24 protein-coding genes are annotated in these 18678 nt (G+C 65.5%); 9 read left to right on the top strand and 15 right to left on the bottom strand.

The genetic code is table 11. The features are described 5' to 3' along the window. Positions 1-21: 21 nt before the first annotated feature. The 7 genes from BMW66_RS08485 to BMW66_RS08515 form a co-directional block, all read right to left on the bottom strand. Positions 22-1104, bottom strand: coding sequence for a zinc-binding dehydrogenase (locus tag BMW66_RS08485; protein WP_093117439.1), 1083 nt, complete (start codon positions 1102-1104; stop codon positions 22-24). A 110-nt stretch (positions 1105-1214) separates the two neighbouring features. Then, the gene (locus BMW66_RS08490) at positions 1215-2543 is read right to left on the bottom strand and encodes a lyase family protein (protein ID WP_093117441.1); all 1329 of its coding nucleotides are present in this window, start codon (positions 2541-2543) and stop codon (positions 1215-1217) included. Further along, positions 2540-3256, bottom strand: coding sequence for an alpha/beta fold hydrolase (locus BMW66_RS08495; protein WP_093117443.1), 717 nt, complete (start codon positions 3254-3256; stop codon positions 2540-2542). The genes BMW66_RS08490 and BMW66_RS08495 overlap by 4 nt, the downstream gene beginning before the upstream one ends. After that, the gene (gene pcaD, locus BMW66_RS08500) at positions 3249-4037 is read right to left on the bottom strand and encodes a 3-oxoadipate enol-lactonase (protein ID WP_093117653.1); all 789 of its coding nucleotides are present in this window, start codon (positions 4035-4037) and stop codon (positions 3249-3251) included. The genes BMW66_RS08495 and pcaD overlap by 8 nt, the downstream gene beginning before the upstream one ends. Positions 4038-4116: 79 nt before the next feature. Then, positions 4117-5115: a threonine ammonia-lyase gene (locus BMW66_RS08505; protein WP_093117445.1), complete on the bottom strand. Its 999-nt coding sequence runs from the start codon at positions 5113-5115 to the stop codon at positions 4117-4119. A gap of 6 nt (positions 5116-5121) precedes the next feature. After that, positions 5122-5955: an alpha/beta fold hydrolase gene (locus tag BMW66_RS08510; protein WP_093117447.1), complete on the bottom strand. Its 834-nt coding sequence runs from the start codon at positions 5953-5955 to the stop codon at positions 5122-5124. A 33-nt stretch (positions 5956-5988) separates the two neighbouring features. After that, positions 5989-6675 (bottom strand): haloacid dehalogenase type II, encoded by a 687-nt coding sequence (locus BMW66_RS08515; RefSeq protein WP_093117449.1) that lies wholly within the window; start codon positions 6673-6675, stop codon positions 5989-5991. Positions 6676-6794: 119 nt separating this feature from the next. On the opposite strand from BMW66_RS08515, the gene BMW66_RS08520 reads away from it, so the two are divergent. Further along, positions 6795-7223, top strand: coding sequence for an FKBP-type peptidyl-prolyl cis-trans isomerase (locus tag BMW66_RS08520; RefSeq protein ID WP_093117451.1), 429 nt, complete (start codon positions 6795-6797; stop codon positions 7221-7223). 69 nt (positions 7224-7292) lie between these two features. Here BMW66_RS08520 and BMW66_RS08525 read toward each other — a convergent pair whose 3' ends face one another. The 3 genes from BMW66_RS08525 to fabA are packed head-to-tail and all read right to left on the bottom strand — an operon-like array spanning position 7293 to position 9860. Next, positions 7293-8084, bottom strand: a complete 792-nt coding sequence (locus BMW66_RS08525) for an enoyl-ACP reductase FabI (protein WP_093117453.1) — start codon at positions 8082-8084, stop codon at positions 7293-7295. A 7-nt stretch (positions 8085-8091) separates the two neighbouring features. Beyond that, positions 8092-9321 (bottom strand): beta-ketoacyl synthase N-terminal-like domain-containing protein, encoded by a 1230-nt coding sequence (locus tag BMW66_RS08530; protein ID WP_093117455.1) that lies wholly within the window; start codon positions 9319-9321, stop codon positions 8092-8094. Positions 9322-9353: 32 nt separating this feature from the next. Then, a complete protein-coding gene (gene fabA / locus BMW66_RS08535; RefSeq protein ID WP_093117457.1) occupies positions 9354-9860 on the bottom strand; it encodes a bifunctional 3-hydroxydecanoyl-ACP dehydratase/trans-2-decenoyl-ACP isomerase in 507 nt (168 codons plus the stop codon). A gap of 183 nt (positions 9861-10043) precedes the next feature. Between fabA and irrA the strand changes: the two genes are divergently transcribed. Further along, positions 10044-10460, top strand: coding sequence for an iron response transcriptional regulator IrrA (gene irrA, locus BMW66_RS08540; RefSeq protein WP_093117459.1), 417 nt, complete (start codon positions 10044-10046; stop codon positions 10458-10460). Positions 10461-10642: 182 nt separating this feature from the next. After that, positions 10643-11158, top strand: coding sequence for an acyloxyacyl hydrolase (locus BMW66_RS08545; RefSeq protein WP_093117461.1), 516 nt, complete (start codon positions 10643-10645; stop codon positions 11156-11158). 166 nt (positions 11159-11324) lie between these two features. Here the strand turns inward: BMW66_RS08545 and BMW66_RS20580 are convergent, their stop codons facing one another. Beyond that, on the bottom strand, positions 11325-12437 hold the full coding sequence (locus tag BMW66_RS20580) for a zinc-ribbon domain-containing protein (protein ID WP_245729407.1): 1113 nt from the start codon (positions 12435-12437) through the stop codon (positions 11325-11327). A gap of 152 nt (positions 12438-12589) precedes the next feature. Between BMW66_RS20580 and BMW66_RS08555 the strand changes: the two genes are divergently transcribed. From BMW66_RS08555 to BMW66_RS08570, 4 genes are all read left to right on the top strand, one after another. Next, on the top strand, positions 12590-13267 hold the full coding sequence (locus BMW66_RS08555) for a cell division ATP-binding protein FtsE (RefSeq protein ID WP_093117463.1): 678 nt from the start codon (positions 12590-12592) through the stop codon (positions 13265-13267). Further along, positions 13264-14166, top strand: a complete 903-nt coding sequence (locus tag BMW66_RS08560) for a cell division protein FtsX (RefSeq protein WP_093117464.1) — start codon at positions 13264-13266, stop codon at positions 14164-14166. Before BMW66_RS08555 ends, BMW66_RS08560 begins: the two co-directional genes overlap by 4 nt. Beyond that, positions 14166-14924: a lysophospholipid acyltransferase family protein gene (locus BMW66_RS08565; RefSeq protein ID WP_093117466.1), complete on the top strand. Its 759-nt coding sequence runs from the start codon at positions 14166-14168 to the stop codon at positions 14922-14924. The genes BMW66_RS08560 and BMW66_RS08565 overlap by 1 nt, the downstream gene beginning before the upstream one ends. A gap of 109 nt (positions 14925-15033) precedes the next feature. After that, positions 15034-15324 carry a hypothetical protein gene (locus tag BMW66_RS08570; RefSeq protein WP_093117468.1) on the top strand — a complete coding sequence of 97 codons (291 nt, stop codon included), beginning with the start codon at positions 15034-15036 and terminating at the stop codon, positions 15322-15324. A gap of 50 nt (positions 15325-15374) precedes the next feature. Here the strand turns inward: BMW66_RS08570 and BMW66_RS08575 are convergent, their stop codons facing one another. Further along, positions 15375-15581 (bottom strand): cold-shock protein, encoded by a 207-nt coding sequence (locus BMW66_RS08575; protein ID WP_093117470.1) that lies wholly within the window; start codon positions 15579-15581, stop codon positions 15375-15377. A 156-nt stretch (positions 15582-15737) separates the two neighbouring features. Between BMW66_RS08575 and BMW66_RS08580 the strand changes: the two genes are divergently transcribed. Both BMW66_RS08580 and BMW66_RS08585 read left to right on the top strand, forming a co-directional pair. Beyond that, positions 15738-16049: an ArsC/Spx/MgsR family protein gene (locus BMW66_RS08580; RefSeq protein WP_093117472.1), complete on the top strand. Its 312-nt coding sequence runs from the start codon at positions 15738-15740 to the stop codon at positions 16047-16049. A 48-nt stretch (positions 16050-16097) separates the two neighbouring features. Further along, on the top strand, positions 16098-16466 hold the full coding sequence (locus BMW66_RS08585; protein WP_093117474.1) for a hypothetical protein: 369 nt from the start codon (positions 16098-16100) through the stop codon (positions 16464-16466). On the opposite strand, the gene BMW66_RS08590 is transcribed toward BMW66_RS08585, so the two are convergent. The 3 genes from BMW66_RS08590 to bufB are packed head-to-tail and all read right to left on the bottom strand — an operon-like array spanning position 16378 to position 18611. Then, positions 16378-16995, bottom strand: a complete 618-nt coding sequence (locus BMW66_RS08590; RefSeq protein WP_093117476.1) for a DoxX family protein — start codon at positions 16993-16995, stop codon at positions 16378-16380. The two genes, BMW66_RS08585 and BMW66_RS08590, sit on opposite strands and share 89 nt — an antisense overlap. Before the next feature lie 15 nt (positions 16996-17010). After that, entirely contained in the window at positions 17011-17757 is a 747-nt protein-coding gene (locus BMW66_RS08595) for an HvfC/BufC N-terminal domain-containing protein (protein ID WP_093117478.1), read from the bottom strand. Beyond that, positions 17754-18611 (bottom strand): MNIO family bufferin maturase, encoded by an 858-nt coding sequence (bufB, locus tag BMW66_RS08600; RefSeq protein ID WP_093117480.1) that lies wholly within the window; start codon positions 18609-18611, stop codon positions 17754-17756. The genes BMW66_RS08595 and bufB overlap by 4 nt, the downstream gene beginning before the upstream one ends. Positions 18612-18678 lie beyond the last annotated feature (67 nt).

Consider the following 18678-nt stretch of genomic DNA (forward strand, 5'->3'; position numbering starts at 1 on the left):
GCGCGGCCCACCGATCCTGCTTCAGAACACGATGACGTTACGTTTCGCGCTGCCGCTCTTGGTGTCGGCGATCGCCTCGTTGATCTGCTCAAGCCGCCAGCGCCCCGAGATCAGCTCATCGAGCTTCAGCCGCCCCTGTTCGTAAAGGTCCGCCATCCACGGGATGTCGCGCCGGATCACCACATCGCCCATCTTGGAACCGATCATACCCTGCCCGACGGCAGAAAGGATCACCGGCTCGTAGTGCGCGGTGGCCCCCGAATGGGGCATGCCGACCATGATCACCCGCCCCCCCGGCGCGAGATAGCGAGGCGCGGCGTCATAGGCAGGGATCGCCCCGACCGTCACGATCACCGCATCGGCGCCGCGCCCCATCGCGGCGATCGCCTCTTTCCACGGCTTGGGCGCGGTCGCCAGAACCCCGTCGGTGGCGCCGAACTCGCGCGCGATGTCGAGCTTTTCGGGGCTCATGTCCACCGCCACGATGCGCCGCGCCCCGGCGATCCGCGCGCCTTGAATGGCGTTGAGACCGACGCCCCCCGCGCCGATCACCACCACATCCTGCCCGGCGCGCAGCCCGGCCGTATTGACCACCGCGCCAACGCCGGTGATCACGCCACAGGCGATCAGGCTTGCCGCCTCCATCGAGATGTCGCCGGTCAGTTTCACCACCTGGCTCTGATCCACCACCACCTTCTCGGCAAAGGCGCCGCAAGCCATCGCCTGATGCAGCGCGCCGCCCTCGGCGGTGGAGAGCGGGCCGTGATCGCCGTCATATTTCGTCTGGCACTGTGTCGGTGTGCCCGACGCGCAGGAGAGGCAGGTGCCGCAGGCGCGGATCAGGGTGACCACGACCCGGTCGCCCGCCGCGATCCCGTCAACACCGCCGCCGACCGCGCTCACCCGGCCTGCCGCCTCATGGCCATAGACGGCCGGTAGCGATCCGCCCCAGGCGCCTTCGGCATAGGAAATGTCCGAATGGCAGATTGCCACGGCGTCGAGCGTGACCTCCACCTCGCCCATATCGGGCGCGCGCAGGCGGACCTGCTCGATTCGCAGCGGCTCTCCAAAGGCGTGGCAGACGGCGGCGCGGATGGTTTGCATGTCTCTCTCCCGGTCGTTTTTTTAGCAGCCTGCGCCGGGTGGGGTTGGGGCTGCAAGCAGGAATTTGACCGATTGCGCCGGGCCGGGAGCCGATGGGGTGAATGCGCGGCCTAGAGGTCTGTCGCGCGGTCGGCGAAACTCCACGCGATCTGAGGCGCGAGCCCCATCTGCCGGGCGGGGTCGAACAGCACTTCGCGGTCGAGATCGGGGAAATCGCGTGCCACCAGCGCCGACAGCGCCGCGCCGCTTTCCCCGGCCTCACGACACAGACGTTTGACCTCCGCCTGTGCTTCGGGGCGCGGCAAGAACGCGGCCAGCGCAAAGCTCAGCGCCTCGGCATGGATCAGTTCTTGCCCGCCTGTGACCGTCGCGCGCATCGCGCCTTCCTGCGGGGCGATCTGCGGGGCGATCTGCCGCGCGATCTGCAAACCGCTCGCCGCGCCAAGGCAAAGCTGCGGCAGGGTCAGCCATTCGGTCATCCATGCCGCGCCGTCGCGCTGATGCCGCTGCATTGCGCCGCTTTGCAGGATCGCCTGAAGCCCGTGCCCCTGCCGCGCCAGCGCCACCAGCGCCGAGGGGGCGACCGGGTTCTGCTTTTGCGGCATGGTCGAAGAGGCACCTCCGCCCTCCAGACGCACCTCGTCGATCCCGCTCATCCCCATCGCGCAGAGATCCTCTCCGAGTTTGCCAAGCGCCGTGCCCGTGCGCACCAGCCAGTCGGCAATGCGCAGCACCGGGCCGCGGTCGGTATGCCAGCTTCGCCCCGGATCGCGCAGATTCAGACCTTCGGCCAGCGCCACGCGGACCTGCGCCGCGCGCGGTCCCAGCGCGCCGCTTGTGCCCGCAGCGCCCGACAGCGAGACGAAAAGTGCGCGCGCGCGCAGATCCTCAAGCTCTTCAAGAAGATCGGCCAGCGGCGCGCCCCATTCGGCCACCTGCGCGCCAAAGCTGGTCACAGTGGCATGCTGCCCCCATGTGCGCGCGGCCATCGGCAGAGTGGCATGGGCGCTTGCCAGTTGTCCCAGATCCCGCAGGATGGCGCGCAGATCATCTTCCGCCAGCGCGAGAAGTTGCCGAAGCCGCAGCATCAACCCCGTGTCCATGATATCCTGACTGGTCGCGCCCCAGTGGACGTATTGCGCATGTGCCGGCGCCTCCATCGCGGCGCGGAAGGCGGCCACCAGCGCGGGCACCGAAACACCGTTCTGGCCCGTCGCCTCGGCCAGTCCGGCGGGATCGACCTGCACCTCCATCGCCGCGCGGTGGATGAAGAAGGCGCTGTCCTGGGGGATCAGCCCCATCTCACCCTGCACCTTGGCCAGTGTGCCCTCCACCAGAAGCATGGCGCGGATCTCGGCGGAATGGGCAAAGAGGCGCCCGGCCTCTGCGGTCGGGAAAAGCCTCGCGTAAAGCGGGCTGTCAAATACTGAGGCCGTCATGCCGATGCCCTGCTTATCCGGTCGATCAACGCGGCGAGCCCGTCCGGATCGGCAAAGAAAGGTGAATGGCCGGTGTGCATTTCATGGACATCCTTTTCGGGCCAGCTCTCGGTCATCGTGATCTGAAACTCTGGCGGAATGGTGCGATCCTCGGTGCAGCGGATATAGGATTTGGGCACTTGTGCCGTGCCCGCGCCAAGCGTGATCGCTTCTTCCTGCGGACCGATCGCCTGCGGGCAGAGGCGCGCATTTGCATAGGCGACGGTGCCCGGTGGGCAGTCATGGTAAAAGACATCGCCCGTCTGCTCGGGATCGATCATGAAGCTCTTGCCATCAGCGGCTTTCATCACAGCCTGCATGAGGGGCTGGCGCGGTGCAGCGCGGCGCATGTCGGCCAGCGAATAACCATCCCAGGGGGCATAGGCGCAGAGGTAGATCAGCCGCCCTATGCGCCCCGGTATCAGATCGGCCGCGCGCGTCGCCGGGTATCCGCCCCATGAATGGGCCACCACCACCGCCCCCTCTGGTATCGCATCGGCCACCGCCCGCGCGCAGCCCTCCAGCGTGCAGTCCGACGGCGGGGTGGGGTCGGCGCCGTGGCCGGGCAGGTCGATGGCTGTGACCTCATGGCCCATTGCCTCGAGACGTGGCACCAGATCGCGCCAGCACCACGCGCCGTGGCAGGAGCCGTGAACAAGGACAATCTCAGACATGGCCGATCTCCTTCAGGAAACGTGTCAGCAGCGCCGCATAGGTCACGGGCCGCTCGACGCAGGGCAGGTGACCCGCTCGCCGGATCAGCTCGAACCGCGACCCGGGGATGAGCGCCACCGTCTCGCGCACAAGGTCCGGCGGGGTTGATCCGTCCTCGGACCCCGCGATCCCCAGCACCGGCAGACGCAGGCCCGAGGTGGGCGTGTAGAAATCCGTGCCCGCCACGGCGGCGGCGCAGCCGGTATAGCCCTCCACCGTCTGACGTTCCAGCATGTTCCGCCAGATCGCCATGCCGGGGCCGGCGCGGAAATCGCGGGAGAACCACCGTTCCAGCGTGGCCGACGATTGCGCGGCCATCCCGCCCGCCCGGATCTCTGCGATCCGTCTGTCCCAGATATCCTTGGTGTCGATCTTGGTGGCGGTGTTCGACAGCACCAGCGCGCGGATCTGATCGAGCCGCTTGATCGCCAGCCCCTGCGCCACCATCCCGCCGAGCGACAGGCCCACGAAGACCGCGCCCCGCACGTTCAGCGCATCCAGAAGGCGTTCGGCATCGCGCACCAGGGCGCCCATACCATAAGGGCCGGGCGGGCAATCCGACAGCCCGTGGCCGCGCAGGTCATAGCGCAGCAGGCGCAGACCAGTGGGCAGATGCGCCAGAACCGCGTCCCAGATCCGCAGATCGGTGCCAAGCGCATGAGCGAAGACTACCGGCGCGCCCCGCGGGTCGCCGGCCTCGCGCAGGTGCAGAGCATGCCCGCCGACATCCACCATCCGCATCGCGTCGCGGCCCATTCTGACCCTCTCTCTTGCCGTTTGGCCTTGGCTGACGGCGACATGCCGCGACAGCACGCCGGGGTCAATGCCCCGTGCGGGCCGGGCTTTGACCGTGGGTGTGCAGCATCCGGGCATAAAGCGCCGGATCGACATTCGCGCCGGTCGCCACCGCGATCACGTCATCGCCTTCGATCTCGTCCCGGCGCAGCAGGGCGGCGGCCAGCGCCACCGCGCCCCCCGGCTCCAGCACGAGGCCGAGCCGCGCAAAGGCCAGCGCCATGGCGCGGAGCGCTTCGTCATCGCTGACGCAAAGCCCCGGCCCTGCCAGCCGTCTCAGGATCGGAAAGGTGAGCGCGCCCGGCTCCGGCGTCAGGATGGCGTCGCACAAGCTTCCAGAAGGCGCCTCATTGGCCACCATCCGCCCGGCGCGCAGCGAGCGGGCGGTGTCGTCGAACCCCTCCGGCTCTGCCGTGCGCACCCGAAGTTCCGGCGCCTCGGCCTCCAGCGCGAGGGCGATCCCCGCGCTCAGGCCCCCGCCACCGCAACACACAAGCACATCGGCGCGCCGCACCCCGACCTCAGCCGCCTGCGCCGCGATCTCAAGCCCAGCCGTGCCCTGACCGGCGATCACCTGCGGCTCGTCATAGGGTTTGATCAGCGTCAGTTCGCGCTCCGCCGCGATGGCGCCTCCGATCGCCTCGCGGCTGTCGCCGCCGACGCGGTCGTATAGCACCACCTCCGCGCCGAGCGCGCGGGTGTTGGCGATCTTCACCGCGGGCGCGTCCTGCGGCATCACGATCACCGCCGGGGCGCCATGCTCGCGCGCCGCCGCCGCCACGCCCTGCGCATGGTTGCCGGAACTGTAAGCGATCACCCCGCGTCTGCGCGCCTCATCCCCCAGCGCCGAAAGGGCGGACCAGCCGCCGCGAAACTTGAACGATCCGGTATGCTGAAGCGACTCCGCCTTTACCCAGACCCGCCGCCCCGCGATCTCGTCAAGGAAGGGCGACGACAGCAGGGGCGTGCGCCGCGCGTGCCCCGTAAGCCGCGCCGCCGCGGCGCGGATCATCTCGATGTTCATCCGTGTCTAAGCCTTCAGCCGGTCCACCCATTCCCGCAGCGCCGCAACCGCCTCGGGTTCGTCAAGAAAGGGAATATGCCCCCGGTCCGGCACGGTGGCAAGGATCGCGTTGGGAATACGGCGGCCCATTTCTCCAAAGGTTTCCTCGCTCAGAAGGTCGGAATTGCCGCCCCGGATCACCGCCACGGGCAGATCGGCCAGCGCCTCGTAATAGGGCCACAGATCGGGCGCGTCGTGGGTGCCAGCCTCGATCACCGCATCGCGCAGCCGCGGGTCGTAGTTGATGATCAGCCCGTCCGGCGTCTGATGATAGAATTTCTCCACCTCCTCGCGCCAGCGCGCCGCGCTGACGTTGGCGAAACCGGCCATGACGCCCGGACGGGCCGCCGTGGCCTCGCGGTAGTTCTTCCAGCCCGGATTGCGCCCCAGATAGCCGAGGATGACCTCAAGCCCCTCTGTCTCCAGCACCGGGCCGATATCGTTGAATGCTACCCCCAGAAGTCGCTCTTTTACCATGGCGCCCAGCGTCATCGCATTGAGCCCGCCGCGCGACGTGCCCAGCACCGCGAAACGCTCGATCCCGAGGTGGTCCATCAGGTCCAGCACATCCCGGCATTCACGCGGCACGTTGTAGCTGAGGTAATCCTCGGCCCAGTCCGAGAGCCCCCGCCCGCGATAGTCGAGCTTGATCAGCCGCACATCGGCCAGATGCGGGGTGACATAGCTGAAATCGCTGGTATTGCGCGTCAGCCCAGACAGGCAGAGCACCGGAACGCCTTGCGGGTTGCCTTCCACTGAATAGTGGAGCGTGAGGCCGTCGGACGTGTCGAAATTGGGCATTTGGATACCTGTCAGTTGTTCTTGGGCCGTGGGTCAGTTGCGAATCAGTTCCGGAATCGTCGTCAGGTCCGGCAACACATGCGTCGGGGTCCATGGCAGTCGATCCATCGGATCGCCCGCCCGATTGACCCAGACGGTGGTAAAGCCGAAGCCCGCCGCGCCGGCCGCGTCCCAACCGTTCGACGACACGAAAAGCACCTCTTCGGGCGCGCAACCAAAGCGGTTGCCGACCATCTCATAGACCACGCGCGCGGGCTTGAAGATGCCGACATCTTCCACGCTGAGCACATCGTCGAGAAGCGGCGCGATGCCCGCGCTCTCCACCGCGCTGGCCAACATGCTTGGTGAGCCGTTCGACAGGATCGCGGTTTGCCTGTCCCGCGCCTTCAGCGCGCGCAGCATATCCGGCACCTCCGGATAGGCCGATAGCTCAAGGTAGAGTTGCAACAACCGCGTGCGCAGCTCGGCGTCGCCATCAAGACCCACCGCCTCCAGCGCCCAGTCGAGACCGTCTTCCGTCACCTTCCAGAAATCCGTATGCGCCCCGGTGATCGCGCGCAGCCATGTGTATTGAAGCTGTTTGGCGCGCCAGTGCTCCGCCAGCTTGGGCCAGTGGACCGCGAACTCGTCGCGTCCCGGCTCCTCCGCGGCCTCTCGTGCGGCCGCTGACACGTCGAAGAGGGTTCCATAAGCATCGAAGATGCAGATCTTGGTTGTCATCTTGTCGCCCCCCGGGCCCGATTGTTTGCGTTTCCAAGTCTCGCCCGTTACGGTGCGGGCTTTCAAGTAGGTGGGAATACTTAGCCGCCTGCACACACGCAGAGCAAACAGGATACGATATGACTGCTGCAAAATCGGGCGATACCGTCCGCATCCACTATACCGGCAAGCTGAACGACGGGACGGTCTTCGACAGTTCCGAAGGCCGCGATCCGCTGGAATTCACGGTTGGGGCGGGGGAGGTGATCCCGGGCTTCGAAAAGGCCGTGGATGGCATGGAAGTGGGAGAAAAGAAAACCGCCGAGGTGCCCTGCGATGAGGCCTACGGTCAGGTCAACCCCGAGGCGCGTCAGGACGTACCGCGCGAACAGATCCCCGAGGAGATCCCGCTTGAGGTCGGTCTGCAACTTCAGATGCAAGCCCCCAGCGGGCAGGTTGTTCCGGTCACCGTGGCCGCCATCGGTGACGAAGCTGTGACGCTGGACGCCAACCACGCGCTCGCAGGTCAGGATCTGACCTTCAATATCGAGCTTGTCTCGGTCGATTGAACTGGTTTCGCGCGCGCGTCAGGACCGTCAAGGCCAGGCGCGCGCCAGCCGGCGAGGCCGGAGATGTCGTCAGAGATATTCCGGTTGCGGCATACCAAGCACGTGATAACCACCATCGACGCGGATGATCTCTCCGGTTGTGAAGGCGCCAGCGTCCGAGGCGAGGTAAGCTGCGGTGCCGCCTACCGCCTCCAGCGTGGCGTTGGCGCGCAGCGGTGCGTTCATCTCGGTCTGGCGGAACGTCTTGCGCGCGCCCCCGATCGCCGCCCCGGCGAGGGTTTTCATTGGCCCGGGTGAGATCGCGTTGACGCGAATCTTCTCGGGGCCCAGATCGTTGGCCAGATAGCGCACCGCGCTTTCCAGCGCCGCCTTGGCGACACCCATCACATTGTAATTCGGCACCACCCGGTTCGATCCCTGATAGGTCAGTGTCAGGATCGTGCCGCCATTCTCCTTCATCAGCGGATAGGCCCGCCGCGACACGTCGATCAGAGAATAGGCCGATATGTCGAGTGACGCCTTGAAGTTGTCCCGGCTGGTATTGATGAACCGGCCCGTCAGCTCGTTGCGATCCGAATAGGCGATGGCATGAACCAGAAAGTCGAGCTGTCCCCAGCGTGCCTTGATCTGATCGAACGCCGCATCGAGAGAAGCATCGTTCGTCACATCCACATCGACCATGAAATCGCTGCCGACCTGTGCGGCCAACGGCGCCACGCGCTTGCCGAAGCCATCACCCTGATAGGTGAAGGCTAGTTCCGCCCCCGCCTCGTGCATGGCTTTGGCAATCCCCCATGCGATGGAACGGTCATTGGCCACGCCCATGATCAGGCCGCGCTTGCCGTGCAAGTCGTTTATCATTTTCAATTCATCCCCTGAAACGTGACAGCAGCATTGAGCCGTTCGTGCCGCCGAAGCCGAAACTGTTGGTCATCACCGTATCGAGTCCCGCCTCCGCCACGTAATCTGTGGCGATCTCGCTTGGCTCTATGCCCTCTGCCAGTGTCTCGACATTGATCGACGGTGTGATGAAATCGCGGTCGAGCATGAGAAGGCAGAAAATGGCCTCCAACGCGCCGGCCGCGCCCTGCGCGTGGCCGGTCATGGATTTGGTCGAGGAAATCGGCGGCACGCGGCCCGCTCCGAAAAGCCGCCGCGCGGCCTCCACCTCGCCCACGTCGCCCACCGGGGTCGATGTGCCATGCGCGTTGATATAGCTTACCTGCCGATCCTCCGGCAGGGTCGAAAGCGCCAGCCGCATGGCCCGCTCACCCCCTTCTCCCGAGGGGGCAACCATGTCGTGACCGTCGGACGTGGCGGCATAGCCCGTCACCTCGGCGTAGATCTTCGCGCCGCGCGCCAGCGCGTGATCGAGATCTTCGAGGACGAGCATTCCGCCGCCGCCCGAGATCACGAAACCGTCGCGGTCGGCGTCAAAGGCGCGGCTGGCCTTCTGCGGCGCATCGTTGAAGCGCGATGACATCGCCCCCATCGCGTCGAACAGGCACGACAGCGTCCAGTCCAGCTCTTCTCCGCCGCCCGCAAACATCACGTCCTGCTTGCCCATCATGATCTGTTCGGTGGCATTGCCGATGCAATGCAGGCTGGTGGAGCAGGCCGAGGTGATCGAATAGTTGATGCCCTTGATCCGGAAGGCCGTCGCAAGGTTGGCCGAGATTGTCGAGGACATGCACTTGGGCACGGCAAAGGGGCCTATCCGTTTGGTCGCCCCGGTCTTGAGTACGGTTTGATGCGCCGACAGCATGGCGCTCGTGGACGGCCCGCCCGATCCGGCGACAAGGCCGGTGCGCTCATTCACGATGTCGGCCTCTTCCAGTCCGGCATCGGCGATCGCCTGCGACAGGGCGATATGGGCATAGGCCGCGCCCGGCCCCATGAAGCGCAGGGTGCGCTTGTCCACATGCTCGGACGGGTCGATCTTGAGCGTTCCCGCGATCTGGCTGCGAAAGCCGTGTTCGGCCATCTCGGGGCTGGCCTCGATGCCCGAGGCCCCCGCGCGCAGTGACTCGGTGACTTCCTCGGCAGTGTTCCCGATGGACGATACGATGCCCAACCCGGTGACGACGACGCGGCGCATGGCGGTCTCCTTCGCGTTTGTCGAGCGGACGATCAGACCTCGGAGAGGCCGACCTTCATGTCCTTGACCTGATAGATGACCTCACCGTCGGCCTCAACCCGGCCATTGGCAACCCCAACCTTGATCTTGCGGTCGATGACGCGGGTGAAGTCCACGTAGTAGGTGAGCATCCTGCGATCGGGCCGGACCATGCCGGTCAGCTTGACCTCTCCCACGCCAAGCGCCATGCCACGTCCGGTCATCCCGCGCCATCCGAGATTGAAGCCGGTCAGCTGCCACAGGCCGTCAAGACCCAGGCATCCGGGCATGATCGGGTTGCCGGGAAAATGGCACTTGAAAAACCACAGATTGGGGTGAATGTCGAATTCCGCGACGACATGGCCCTTGCCCGCCTCTCCGCTGTCGGCGCTGATGTCTGTGATGCGGTCCATCATCAGCATCGGCGGCTCGGGAAGCTGCGCATTGCCGGGGCCGAAAAGTTCCCCGCGCGCGCACTTGAGAAGATCCTCTTTGTCGAAGCTGGTCGGATACTCGGCCATGCAGGCGGCCCCTTTTCTGATCGTTTCAGATTGTCCCAGAATTTGGTTGCAGACCCCATATCACCCTGCCAAGCAGTCCCGCAAGAGTGACTGAACGCGGGGCAGGTGGCTCTGCGACTGATTTTCAATTGAAATCCGGGACGGGGCGGTCTTATAGTGCGCAGGATGCAAGGAAATCACGAAATGACCCCACAGGCGCGCACTACCGGGTCCGAATGGCTTTCACGGGCCGGGCTGCGTCCGACGCGTCAACGCGTCGCGCTCGCCGCGCTTCTGGTGGGCGACGGTCGCGACCGGCATGTCACCGCCGAAAGTCTGTTTGCGGATGTGCGCACGCACGGAGAGCGTGTCTCGCTCGCCACCGTCTACAACACGCTGCGCGCCTTCTGCGATGCCGGTTTGATGCAGGAAATCACGGTGGACGGAACGAAAAGCTATTTCGATACCAACACCCATGATCACCCGCATTTCTTCTGGGAAGACGACCGCGAACTGACCGATGCGCCCGAGGATGAGCTTGAGATCGCCCGCTTGCCGAAGGCCCCCGCCGGGGCCGAGGTGGCAAAGGTCGATGTCGTGATTCGCCTGCGCCGCAAGTAGCCGGGCTTGCGTGCGACAAGCATGATGTCATCCCTTTTCGTGACTGCGCCCCGCGAGGGCGGTTTGCGATAGTGCCACCGGAAAGCAACAGATGGCGAGGTGTGAGAGGGGAACGCGGGGTGTGAGATGACTCCCCACCGGGGCTGCGCTATGCGTGGCTTTGTCACAAACGGGACTGGATCATGGACGGCACTTTAGCGGCACTTTTTCTTATCGCAGGGTTGACGGATATGGGGATCAACCATTGCGGCGATGGCGGTTGTCTTGCGCAAAGCCCTGAAACCGAACGATTTTCCATCTCCGCAGGGGATGTGGATTTCCAGAAAGCCACGGTCAGCAAGGAGCTTTACCTGCGCTATGATTTCGGGCGTCGTTATGGCCCGTTTCAGCCCGTGGCCGGGGCGTCTCTGACGGCGGATGGAACAGCCTGGATCGGAATAGGCGCGGCCTGGACGCAGCGTTTCGCGGGCGACAGGGCCTATGTGCAACTGGCGCTGATGCCAGGGCTCTACAGTCAGGGCAGCGGGCCGGATCTTGGTCATGCGGTGCAGTTTCGCTCAGGCGTCGAGGTTGGATACGAGACGTCCAAGGGGGTGCGGTTTGGCCTGTCCTATGATCACCGATCCAACGCGGAGTTGTCGGGTGTCAATCCGGGTATGGAAACGGTGCAGTTTCGGGTCTCGATCCCCGTCAAATAGGCGAATCACCTCAACCCATTGTTAACGCTGAAAAACCCATGTCGGTAAAACGTCGGTATTTTGTCGGTATCGCGTCGGCACCGATGGCGTGGAAGCGCATGGTTAACCTTGCGTTCGGTGCGCAGGTGTTAAGATCAGGTGAAGGTGAGGCGTAGTGGGGGAGCGATCAGCCGTTGGCGGTGGCGGCCTTGCTTTCGAGCCAGAGCATCATCTGTGTCACCTGATCGTCGAGCCAGATCCGGCTGTCGTTCACCCATGCCACATAGTGATCCACCATCGGCGCGAATTGCGGTTGAAACGTCGCGATGGACGGTGCGTAGAGATAGGCGAAGATCAGACCAGCCGCGATCAGCATCATGAAACCGAAGCCGATCCGGAACCCGACCCGGCGCCATGTTTCGCTGTGCGAGACAGGTGCGATGCGCGTGGCATGGGCGCGGTCTTCGGTGGATCGCAGGGTGGAGTTGATCTCTTCTATGTCGGGAAGAAGCTCGCGCCGGGAGCTTGCGGGAATGGCCTCCGCTCCGATTTCGGCGTCCGGCGTGCGGGCGTCGTCGGGCAGGCCGCGAAGATGTTTCATGCGCCGCCGGGTTTCGCGGGCGCGTCGGTCTTCTTCCGTTTCGGAGGTGTCGAGCCCGAGGTCGGGCTGACTCTCAAGGCCGCTGGCGGCCTCTTCGGCGCGGGCGCGGGCCTCGCGCTCAGCCTCTTCACGCAGCACATCGGCGACCGCCGGGTCAAGACGGCGGCGGGGAGGCGCAGCGGGGCGTTCCTGCTGGTCGGTGTCCGGGGGCAGGGTGTCGCCGCCGTCGTCGCCGGGCGCGGCCGGCTCCTCGCCCGGGATGTGATCCTCCGCTCCGGCCGGGGGCGTACTCTGATGGGCGGTGGCGGGGTCTTCCCAACTTTCCGCCTCGCTCTGCGGCTCGTCACTCTCCCAGTCGTCGGGGACAGGTGACGTTCTGTCATCGGGCGCTTGCTCCGAACCCGCATCGTCCACGGCAGTCTCCGGCGGCGCATCGGCCACGGGCGCACTGCCGTCATCGTCGGACGTGGCTGGCGCAGGCGGCTCCTGTGGCCATTGCACCGGCCCTTCAAAGGGGTCATCTGCAGGCGCGTCGGGCACCGAACCACCGATTTCCCCGGAAAGCGCATCGTCATCGTCGGGATGGGCCTGAAACCATGTCTGGCCGCAGCTGGAACATTCCACGTCGCGCCCGTCCTGCGGGATCACCTGGTCCGGCACCTCGTATTGAGCGCCGCAGTTCGGGCAAATCAGCCGCATTCTCCCCTCTTTCTCCTGCCGGTGCTGTCGGTTCGGGTTCGCGTCAGCATAGGCGCTAACAATTGGCCGCGAAAGAGCAAAGCCGGGGGCGGGATGGATTGCAAGTGCCGCGATGCTCGGGCACAACAGGGCAAACCGCGCAGGGGCGTGACGTGATCGAATTCGACAACATGGCCTACAGCTATGGCGGCGGCGAGTTGCTTAGCGAGATTTCCTTGCGGCTGACGCCCGGCTCTTTCCATTTTCTGACCGGGCCATCGGGCGCGGGCAAGACCACGTTTCTCAAGCTGTGTTACGGCGCACTCAAACCCACGAGCGGGCAGGCACGGCTGTTCGGGCAGGATGTGCGCGAGATGGACCGTGATGCGCTGGCGATCACGCGGCGGCGGATCGGCGTTGTGCATCAGGACTGTCAGTTCCTTGATCATCTGCCGGTGGCGGACAATGTGGCGCTGCCGCTGACAGTGTCGGGGCAGGACACGCTGGAGCAGGTGGCCAACCTCAAGGAGCTGATGGGCTGGGTCGGGCTTGGCGAGCGGGCCGGGGCGCTGCCGCCCGAGCTTTCGGGCGGGGAGCGGCAACGCGCGGCGCTGGCGCGGGCGGTGATCATGTCGCCGGACGTGGTGCTGGCCGATGAGCCCACGGGCAACGTGGACTGGGAGATGTCGCAGCGCCTGTTGCAGCTTCTGGTCGAACTGAACCGGATGGGCAAGACTATCATGATCGCAACGCATGACCTCAACCTGATCCGCACCGCGAAGCACCACGTTCAGGCGCGGGTGCTTCGGATCGCGAACCGGCGGCTGCAATTGGCGGGGGCGGATCTGTGAGCCTGCGCGCGTCATTGCGGACGTTTCTGGTCGGCGACGCGCAGGCCGACCGGGTTGTGCCGCCAAGCGGATTTACCGCGCAACTGACGTTGTTTGCCGCCGCCGCGATGGCGTTTCTGGCGGTCTTCGCAATGGCGCTGTCGCTGGCGGCGGGGCGGCTGGCCGAACGCTGGGGCGCGGAGCTGGCGCATAGCTCCACCCTGCGGATCTCGGCGCCGTCAGAGCAGATGGCCGAGCAGACGGCGGCGGCGCTTCGGGTGCTGGAGACGACACCGGGTATCGCCAGCGCGCGCGCTTTGGACAAGGCCGAGCAGCGGGCGCTTCTGGAGCCGTGGTTCGGCCCCGATCTGCCACTGGAAAGCCTGCCGGTGCCGCAACTCATAGAGATTGTTGAGACCGAGGAGGGCTATGACGCGTCCGGGCTTCGGCTGCGGCTCTCGGCGGAGGTGCCGGGGGCGGTGCTGGACGATCACACGCGCTGGCGGCGTCCGCTGGAGGCGGCGGCGGGGCGGCTGCGGCTTCTGGGGTGGCTGTCGATCGGCCTCATCGCGGGGACGATGGGGGTGATGATCACGCTGGCCGCCCACGCGGCGCTGGCGGCCAATGCGCAGGTTATCGCAGTGCTGCGGCTGGTGGGGGCGACGGACCATTATATCGCGCGGGCCTTCGTGCGGCGCTTCACGCTGCGGGCGCTGTTCGGCGCGGGGGCTGGTGCGGGGCTTGGCATGCTGGCAATGCTGGCACTGCCCGAGGCGCAAGAGACGGGCGGGTTCCTTACCGGGCTGGGGTTTGCCGGGGCCGGATGGCTTTTGCCGCTGCTGATCCCGGTTCTGGCGGCGGGCGTCGCCTATGGCGCGACACGGATCGCGGCGCGGCGCAGGCTGCGGGAGCTGGCGTGATGCGATATGCGCTGCGGTGGCTGGTCTCATTGATCTTCGTGGTGCAGATGTATGCAGCGATGGCGGTTCTGGCGCTGGTTTTCACGCCGCTTGCGATCTTCAGCCGGGCGTGGGTCTATCGGGCGGTGCACAGCTATTGCCGCTGGGTGCGCTGGACCGCGCGCTGGATGGTGGGGTTGAGATCCGAGGTGCGGGGCACCCCGCCGACCGAAGAGGTGCTGATCGCGGCCAAGCATCAGAGCTTTTTTGACATCATCCTGATCGTGAGCGCGGTGCCGAAGCCGAAGTTCATCATGAAAAGTTCGCTGCGCTATGCGCCGATCCTGGGGTGGTATGCGCTGCGGTTGGGGTGCGTGGCGGTGGACCGGGGCCGGCGGGCCGAGGCGATTCGCCAGATGCAGCGCGGGGTGCTCGACGGAACCGCGCCGGCCGGGCAGCTCATCATCTATCCGCAGGGCACGCGCGTGGCGCCGGGGGCGCATATTCCCTACAAGGTCGGGATTTCGGTGCTTTACCGCGAGACAGGGCAGACGGTGGTGCCGGCGGCCACCAATGTGGGGGTGTTCTGGCCGCGCACAGGCATTTACCGCAAACCTGGGCTGGCGGTGGTGGAGTTTCTCGACCCGATCCCGCCGGGCCTGCCGCAAAGGGACCTGTTGACACGGTTGGAGCGCGAGATCGAAGGGCGGTCCGACGCGCTCATGCGCGAGGCGGGGTTCGATCCCGACACCGCCGGGAGCGAGGGCGCCGCGCGATAAGCGCCGCACTCATCGGGTTTGCGTTGGGGCTGTTGGAAATTGACTAATCCCGCGCAAGGCTTAGGCTGCGGGTATTGGAAACTTCCTTTTGTCAGAAGGATTGGATGAGATGCTCAGGATTCTGTCTGTTGCCGCGGCGCTTTCAATCGCTGCCCTGCCCGTGAGTGCGGGCGGCTCAAAACAATACCATGCCCAGAAAAGTCAGGTCGATGTGCCGGTCTGGTCCTATGCGGCGCGGGCCAACTACTGCCCGGGCGGATTGCAGCCGGTCACATCGGGCGGTGCGATAAGCTGCGGTGCGCCGAATCAGTCCGTGACCTATCAAAAGGTCAAGGCACACGGGCATGGCTATCGTGTACGCCGGGCCTATAACTGCCCGCCGGGTCAAAAGGGCTGCTAAGCCGCTGATGCGGGACAGGGGCCTGCGAGCGCCCCTGTCCGGGCCAGCCCTCAGATAGCCTTGAGATTGTCGGCCATCTGGCGGCCGTCCTGGCCCTCTGCCAGCTCAAAGCCGACCTTCTGGTTGTCCGCGAGGCCGGTCATGCCGGACCGTTCGACCGCGGATATATGAACGAACACGTCCTTGCCGCCGTCGTCGGGGGCAATGAAGCCGAAGCCCTTGGTGGTGTTGAACCATTTTACGGTGCCGGTGGGCATGCCGTATCTCCTTGTTGTCGTCTGTCTTGTCCGCCGCTGAGTGGCGGACGGGGGTCACGGAAGAATGATTACACGGGTTTTGTGAAATACAAGCAAAACCGCAGAGACATTCAGGACGGCGGGCGCTAGAAAGACACCGCCAAGAGGGGGGATGGTATGCATCTTTACGGATTGAAAACCTGTGATACCTGCCGCAACGCCTTGAAAAGGCTGGGTGATGTGGAGTTTGTCGATGTCCGCGCCGAGGGCGTGCCCGAGCATGTTCTGTCGCGGGCCCATGATCAATTCGGGGGCGCATTGCTTAATTCGCGGTCAGCGACATGGCGCGGGCTGAGCGAGGCGGAGCGTGCGCGCCCGGCGCTGGAGCTTTTACGCGATTACCCGGCGCTGATGAAACGCCCGCTGATCGTGCGCGACGATGAGATGTGGCTTGGCTGGGACGATGAGGTGCAGGCGGCGCTTGGATAGCGGCGCGCGTGCCCTTATGTGGGGCACGAAGGCAAAGGAGGGCAGGACATGCGCAATGCGGCGCTCACGTTGGGAATTATCGCCGGGATCGTCGGCATGATCGTCGGATTCTTCGGCTGGGGATATACCGAGTTCATCGACCGCTATGGCGAGATCGGCGATCTGGCCCGGCAGGTGGAGAATGTCGATCTGGTGCGGGCCGGTTCGCTTCTGGCGCCGATGCTGGCGATTGCCGGGGGTGCCATGGCGAAGGTGCGGGCGCTTTGGGGCGGTATCCTTTTGTTGTTGTCGGCGGCGGGCATGTATGTCGCTTTTGGCTTCAACGCCTTCACGATGTTCCCGATCGCGTTTGCCGCACTGGGCGGGATTCTCGCGCTTGCGGCGGGTAAACCGGACGAGCCCAAGGCCCATTTCTGAGCAGTAGCCGATCGAGGGAAAACGCCCCCGCACCGCGGATCACCAGCACCAGCAGCGCAAAGATCCAGAAGGCGCGCTGATCCATGATCGCGGCGTCGGCGGTTCCATCGAACCATGCGCCAATGGTCGCGGGGTCGGCCCCGTGACCCACGATGTCGGTTGCGCTCTGGACCACGACGAAGCCGATCATGCCGAGCGCGGCCAGACGGGTGAGCAGCCCCAGAACGATCAGCAGCGGCAGGATGAACTCTGCCCAGGTGCCCGCGACGGTGACCGCCCAGTGAAATACCGAAAGCTGAGAGCTGTCGTAACCGACCGCCTCGAACGCGCGGGGGAATATCTGCGCATAGGCGCCGGTGGAGGGGTGCAGGATGCCGAAGATCCCGTCGCCCAGTTTGGTCATGGCCGATTGCCAGAAATAGAGCAGCAGCACCGCGGCAAAGAGAAACCGCGCTAGAAGCGGCATCAGGGAGCCCGCGCGCTCGAGCTTCAAGGTGAGGGAATCATAGAGTGAAATCAGGGGGATCATAGTTGTCTTCCGCGCTCAGGAGAGGGATACGATGGCCCGCTCCGTCAGGAGCAGGGTGAGAACCGGGGCCGGGTCGAAATCGGCCTGCGCCTGTGTGGCTGCCTCGACCGCAGCGCCCAGGGGTCGGCCCGATTGCAATGCGTCGATGAACGCCGCCCCGCCGGGCGGCAGGAGGTGGGGCGCCGGGTCATAGTCGGGCCGGGTGACAAGCACATCCTGCGCCACGGTGCGGGGCTTGGGCCGGTCCTTGTAGGTGTTGTAGGCCCAGATGTCATGCACCGGCCAGCGTGAGCGCAAAAGGCGCAACGCGGGAGCGAGTGTCAGGCGGGTTTCGGCCAGCGCGTCGGACGGGATAGCGGCCAGCGCATCGGGGGCGATGGGGCCTGCATCGGCGGCGTGGTAGCTTTCGCGCAGGGCGTATTCCAGCGCGGCGACATCACTGAGATAACCGAGATGCGCGAGCGGCTCGAACCCTTGCAGGAAGCCTGGAAAATCGGCGCCATAGGTCATCATCATGGGCGAGCGCGGCGGGTACTGCCGCAGGTAGGCCCCGGCCACGGACCTGAAATTCGTCGGGCCGAGCAGCCGCGCCACCACGGGAAAGCCTGTCTCCAGCGCGTCGGTCAGAGAGACGGCCACATTGTTGCGATAGACGGCAAAGCGGCGTCCGGCGGGGCGGCCCGCCCCGTCGCGGAGCCCGCCCGGCACGGGCCGCTCGGGGTCGAGCAGGGCCGCGCGGAAGCTGCCTTGATCCACGCTCATGCCGCCAGCGCCCCCAGCGCGGTGGCCGCCCTGTCCGCCTCTGCGCGCAGGATGGGCCAGTCTGGCACGTCGTTGTCCCATTCGATCAGAACCGGGCGTGGGCCGCAGCGGGACAGTGTGTAGTCGAACAACGTCCAGACCGGATCGGCCACCTCGCGCCCGTGGCTGTCGATCAGCAGCGGCGCGCCGTGATCGTCGTGATCCTCGTCATGGCCGCCAAGGTGAATTTCGCCCACAAGGTCAAGCGGATAGGCGTCAATATAGGCGCGCGGGTCATAGCCGAGGTTGGTGGCGGAGACGAAAACGTTGTTCACATCGAGCAGAAGAGCGCAGCCCGTGCGCCGCGCCAGTTCGCGCAGGAAGTCGGGCTCCTGCCACGTGCTCTCATCGAAGGCGAGATAGCTTGAGGGATTCTCCAGCATCATCTGACGTCCCAGCACGTCCTGCACCTGGTCGATATGAGATGCGATTCGGGTGAGGGTGGCATTGGTGTAGGGCAGGGGCAGCAGGTCGTTGAAAAACGCCCCGCCATGCGTTGACCATGCCAGATGCTCGGAGAAAACAGCCGGATCGAGCCAATCACACAGGCGCTTCACCCGCGCGAGGTGGTCGGGATCGAGCGGCCCCTCTGCGCCGATGGACAGGCCGACCCCGTGCACCGAGAAAGGAAAGCGTTCCGAGAGGTGGCGAAGCTGCGCCAGCGGGCGCCCGCCTGCCCCCATGTAATTCTCGGCGTGGATTTCGAGCCAGCCCACGGTGCCCGGATCTTCGGTCAGGTCATTGAAATGCTGGGATTTATATCCCACGCCGGGGCAATGCGGCAGGCGCTCGGGAATCTGGACGCGGTCGAACATGGGGCGATGTCATCCTTTGCCGTGTTGCGTGTCGCGGGTTACGCCCGGCCGCCGCAAGGGGGGCCGG

Origin of the sequence: Salinihabitans flavidus (genome assembly GCF_900110425.1) — a bacterium.
GTDB lineage: Bacteria > Pseudomonadota > Alphaproteobacteria > Rhodobacterales > Rhodobacteraceae > Salinihabitans > Salinihabitans flavidus.

Coding starts and splice junctions, on each gene's coding strand:
- BMW66_RS08485 (WP_093117439.1), bottom strand. CDS start 1,104: ATGCAAACCATCCGCGCCGCCGTCTGCCACGCCTTTGGAGAGCCGCTG.
- bufB (WP_093117480.1), bottom strand. CDS start 18,611: ATGTTCGACCGCGTCCAGATTCCCGAGCGCCTGCCGCATTGCCCCGGC.
- BMW66_RS20580 (WP_245729407.1), bottom strand. CDS start 12,437: ATGCGGCTGATTTGCCCGAACTGCGGCGCTCAATACGAGGTGCCGGAC.
- BMW66_RS08515 (WP_093117449.1), bottom strand. CDS start 6,675: ATGACAACCAAGATCTGCATCTTCGATGCTTATGGAACCCTCTTCGAC.
- BMW66_RS08510 (WP_093117447.1), bottom strand. CDS start 5,955: ATGCCCAATTTCGACACGTCCGACGGCCTCACGCTCCACTATTCAGTG.
- BMW66_RS08545 (WP_093117461.1), top strand. CDS start 10,643: ATGGACGGCACTTTAGCGGCACTTTTTCTTATCGCAGGGTTGACGGAT.
- BMW66_RS08490 (WP_093117441.1), bottom strand. CDS start 2,543: ATGACGGCCTCAGTATTTGACAGCCCGCTTTACGCGAGGCTTTTCCCG.
- BMW66_RS08585 (WP_093117474.1), top strand. CDS start 16,098: ATGCGCAATGCGGCGCTCACGTTGGGAATTATCGCCGGGATCGTCGGC.
- BMW66_RS08570 (WP_093117468.1), top strand. CDS start 15,034: ATGCTCAGGATTCTGTCTGTTGCCGCGGCGCTTTCAATCGCTGCCCTG.
- BMW66_RS08590 (WP_093117476.1), bottom strand. CDS start 16,995: ATGATCCCCCTGATTTCACTCTATGATTCCCTCACCTTGAAGCTCGAG.
- pcaD (WP_093117653.1), bottom strand. CDS start 4,037: ATGCGGATGGTGGATGTCGGCGGGCATGCTCTGCACCTGCGCGAGGCC.
- BMW66_RS08520 (WP_093117451.1), top strand. CDS start 6,795: ATGACTGCTGCAAAATCGGGCGATACCGTCCGCATCCACTATACCGGC.
- BMW66_RS08580 (WP_093117472.1), top strand. CDS start 15,738: ATGCATCTTTACGGATTGAAAACCTGTGATACCTGCCGCAACGCCTTG.
- BMW66_RS08505 (WP_093117445.1), bottom strand. CDS start 5,115: ATGAACATCGAGATGATCCGCGCCGCGGCGGCGCGGCTTACGGGGCAC.
- BMW66_RS08525 (WP_093117453.1), bottom strand. CDS start 8,084: ATGATAAACGACTTGCACGGCAAGCGCGGCCTGATCATGGGCGTGGCC.
- fabA (WP_093117457.1), bottom strand. CDS start 9,860: ATGGCCGAGTATCCGACCAGCTTCGACAAAGAGGATCTTCTCAAGTGC.
- BMW66_RS08495 (WP_093117443.1), bottom strand. CDS start 3,256: ATGTCTGAGATTGTCCTTGTTCACGGCTCCTGCCACGGCGCGTGGTGC.
- BMW66_RS08595 (WP_093117478.1), bottom strand. CDS start 17,757: ATGAGCGTGGATCAAGGCAGCTTCCGCGCGGCCCTGCTCGACCCCGAG.
- BMW66_RS08565 (WP_093117466.1), top strand. CDS start 14,166: ATGCGATATGCGCTGCGGTGGCTGGTCTCATTGATCTTCGTGGTGCAG.
- BMW66_RS08530 (WP_093117455.1), bottom strand. CDS start 9,321: ATGCGCCGCGTCGTCGTCACCGGGTTGGGCATCGTATCGTCCATCGGG.
- irrA (WP_093117459.1), top strand. CDS start 10,044: ATGACCCCACAGGCGCGCACTACCGGGTCCGAATGGCTTTCACGGGCC.
- BMW66_RS08575 (WP_093117470.1), bottom strand. CDS start 15,581: ATGCCCACCGGCACCGTAAAATGGTTCAACACCACCAAGGGCTTCGGC.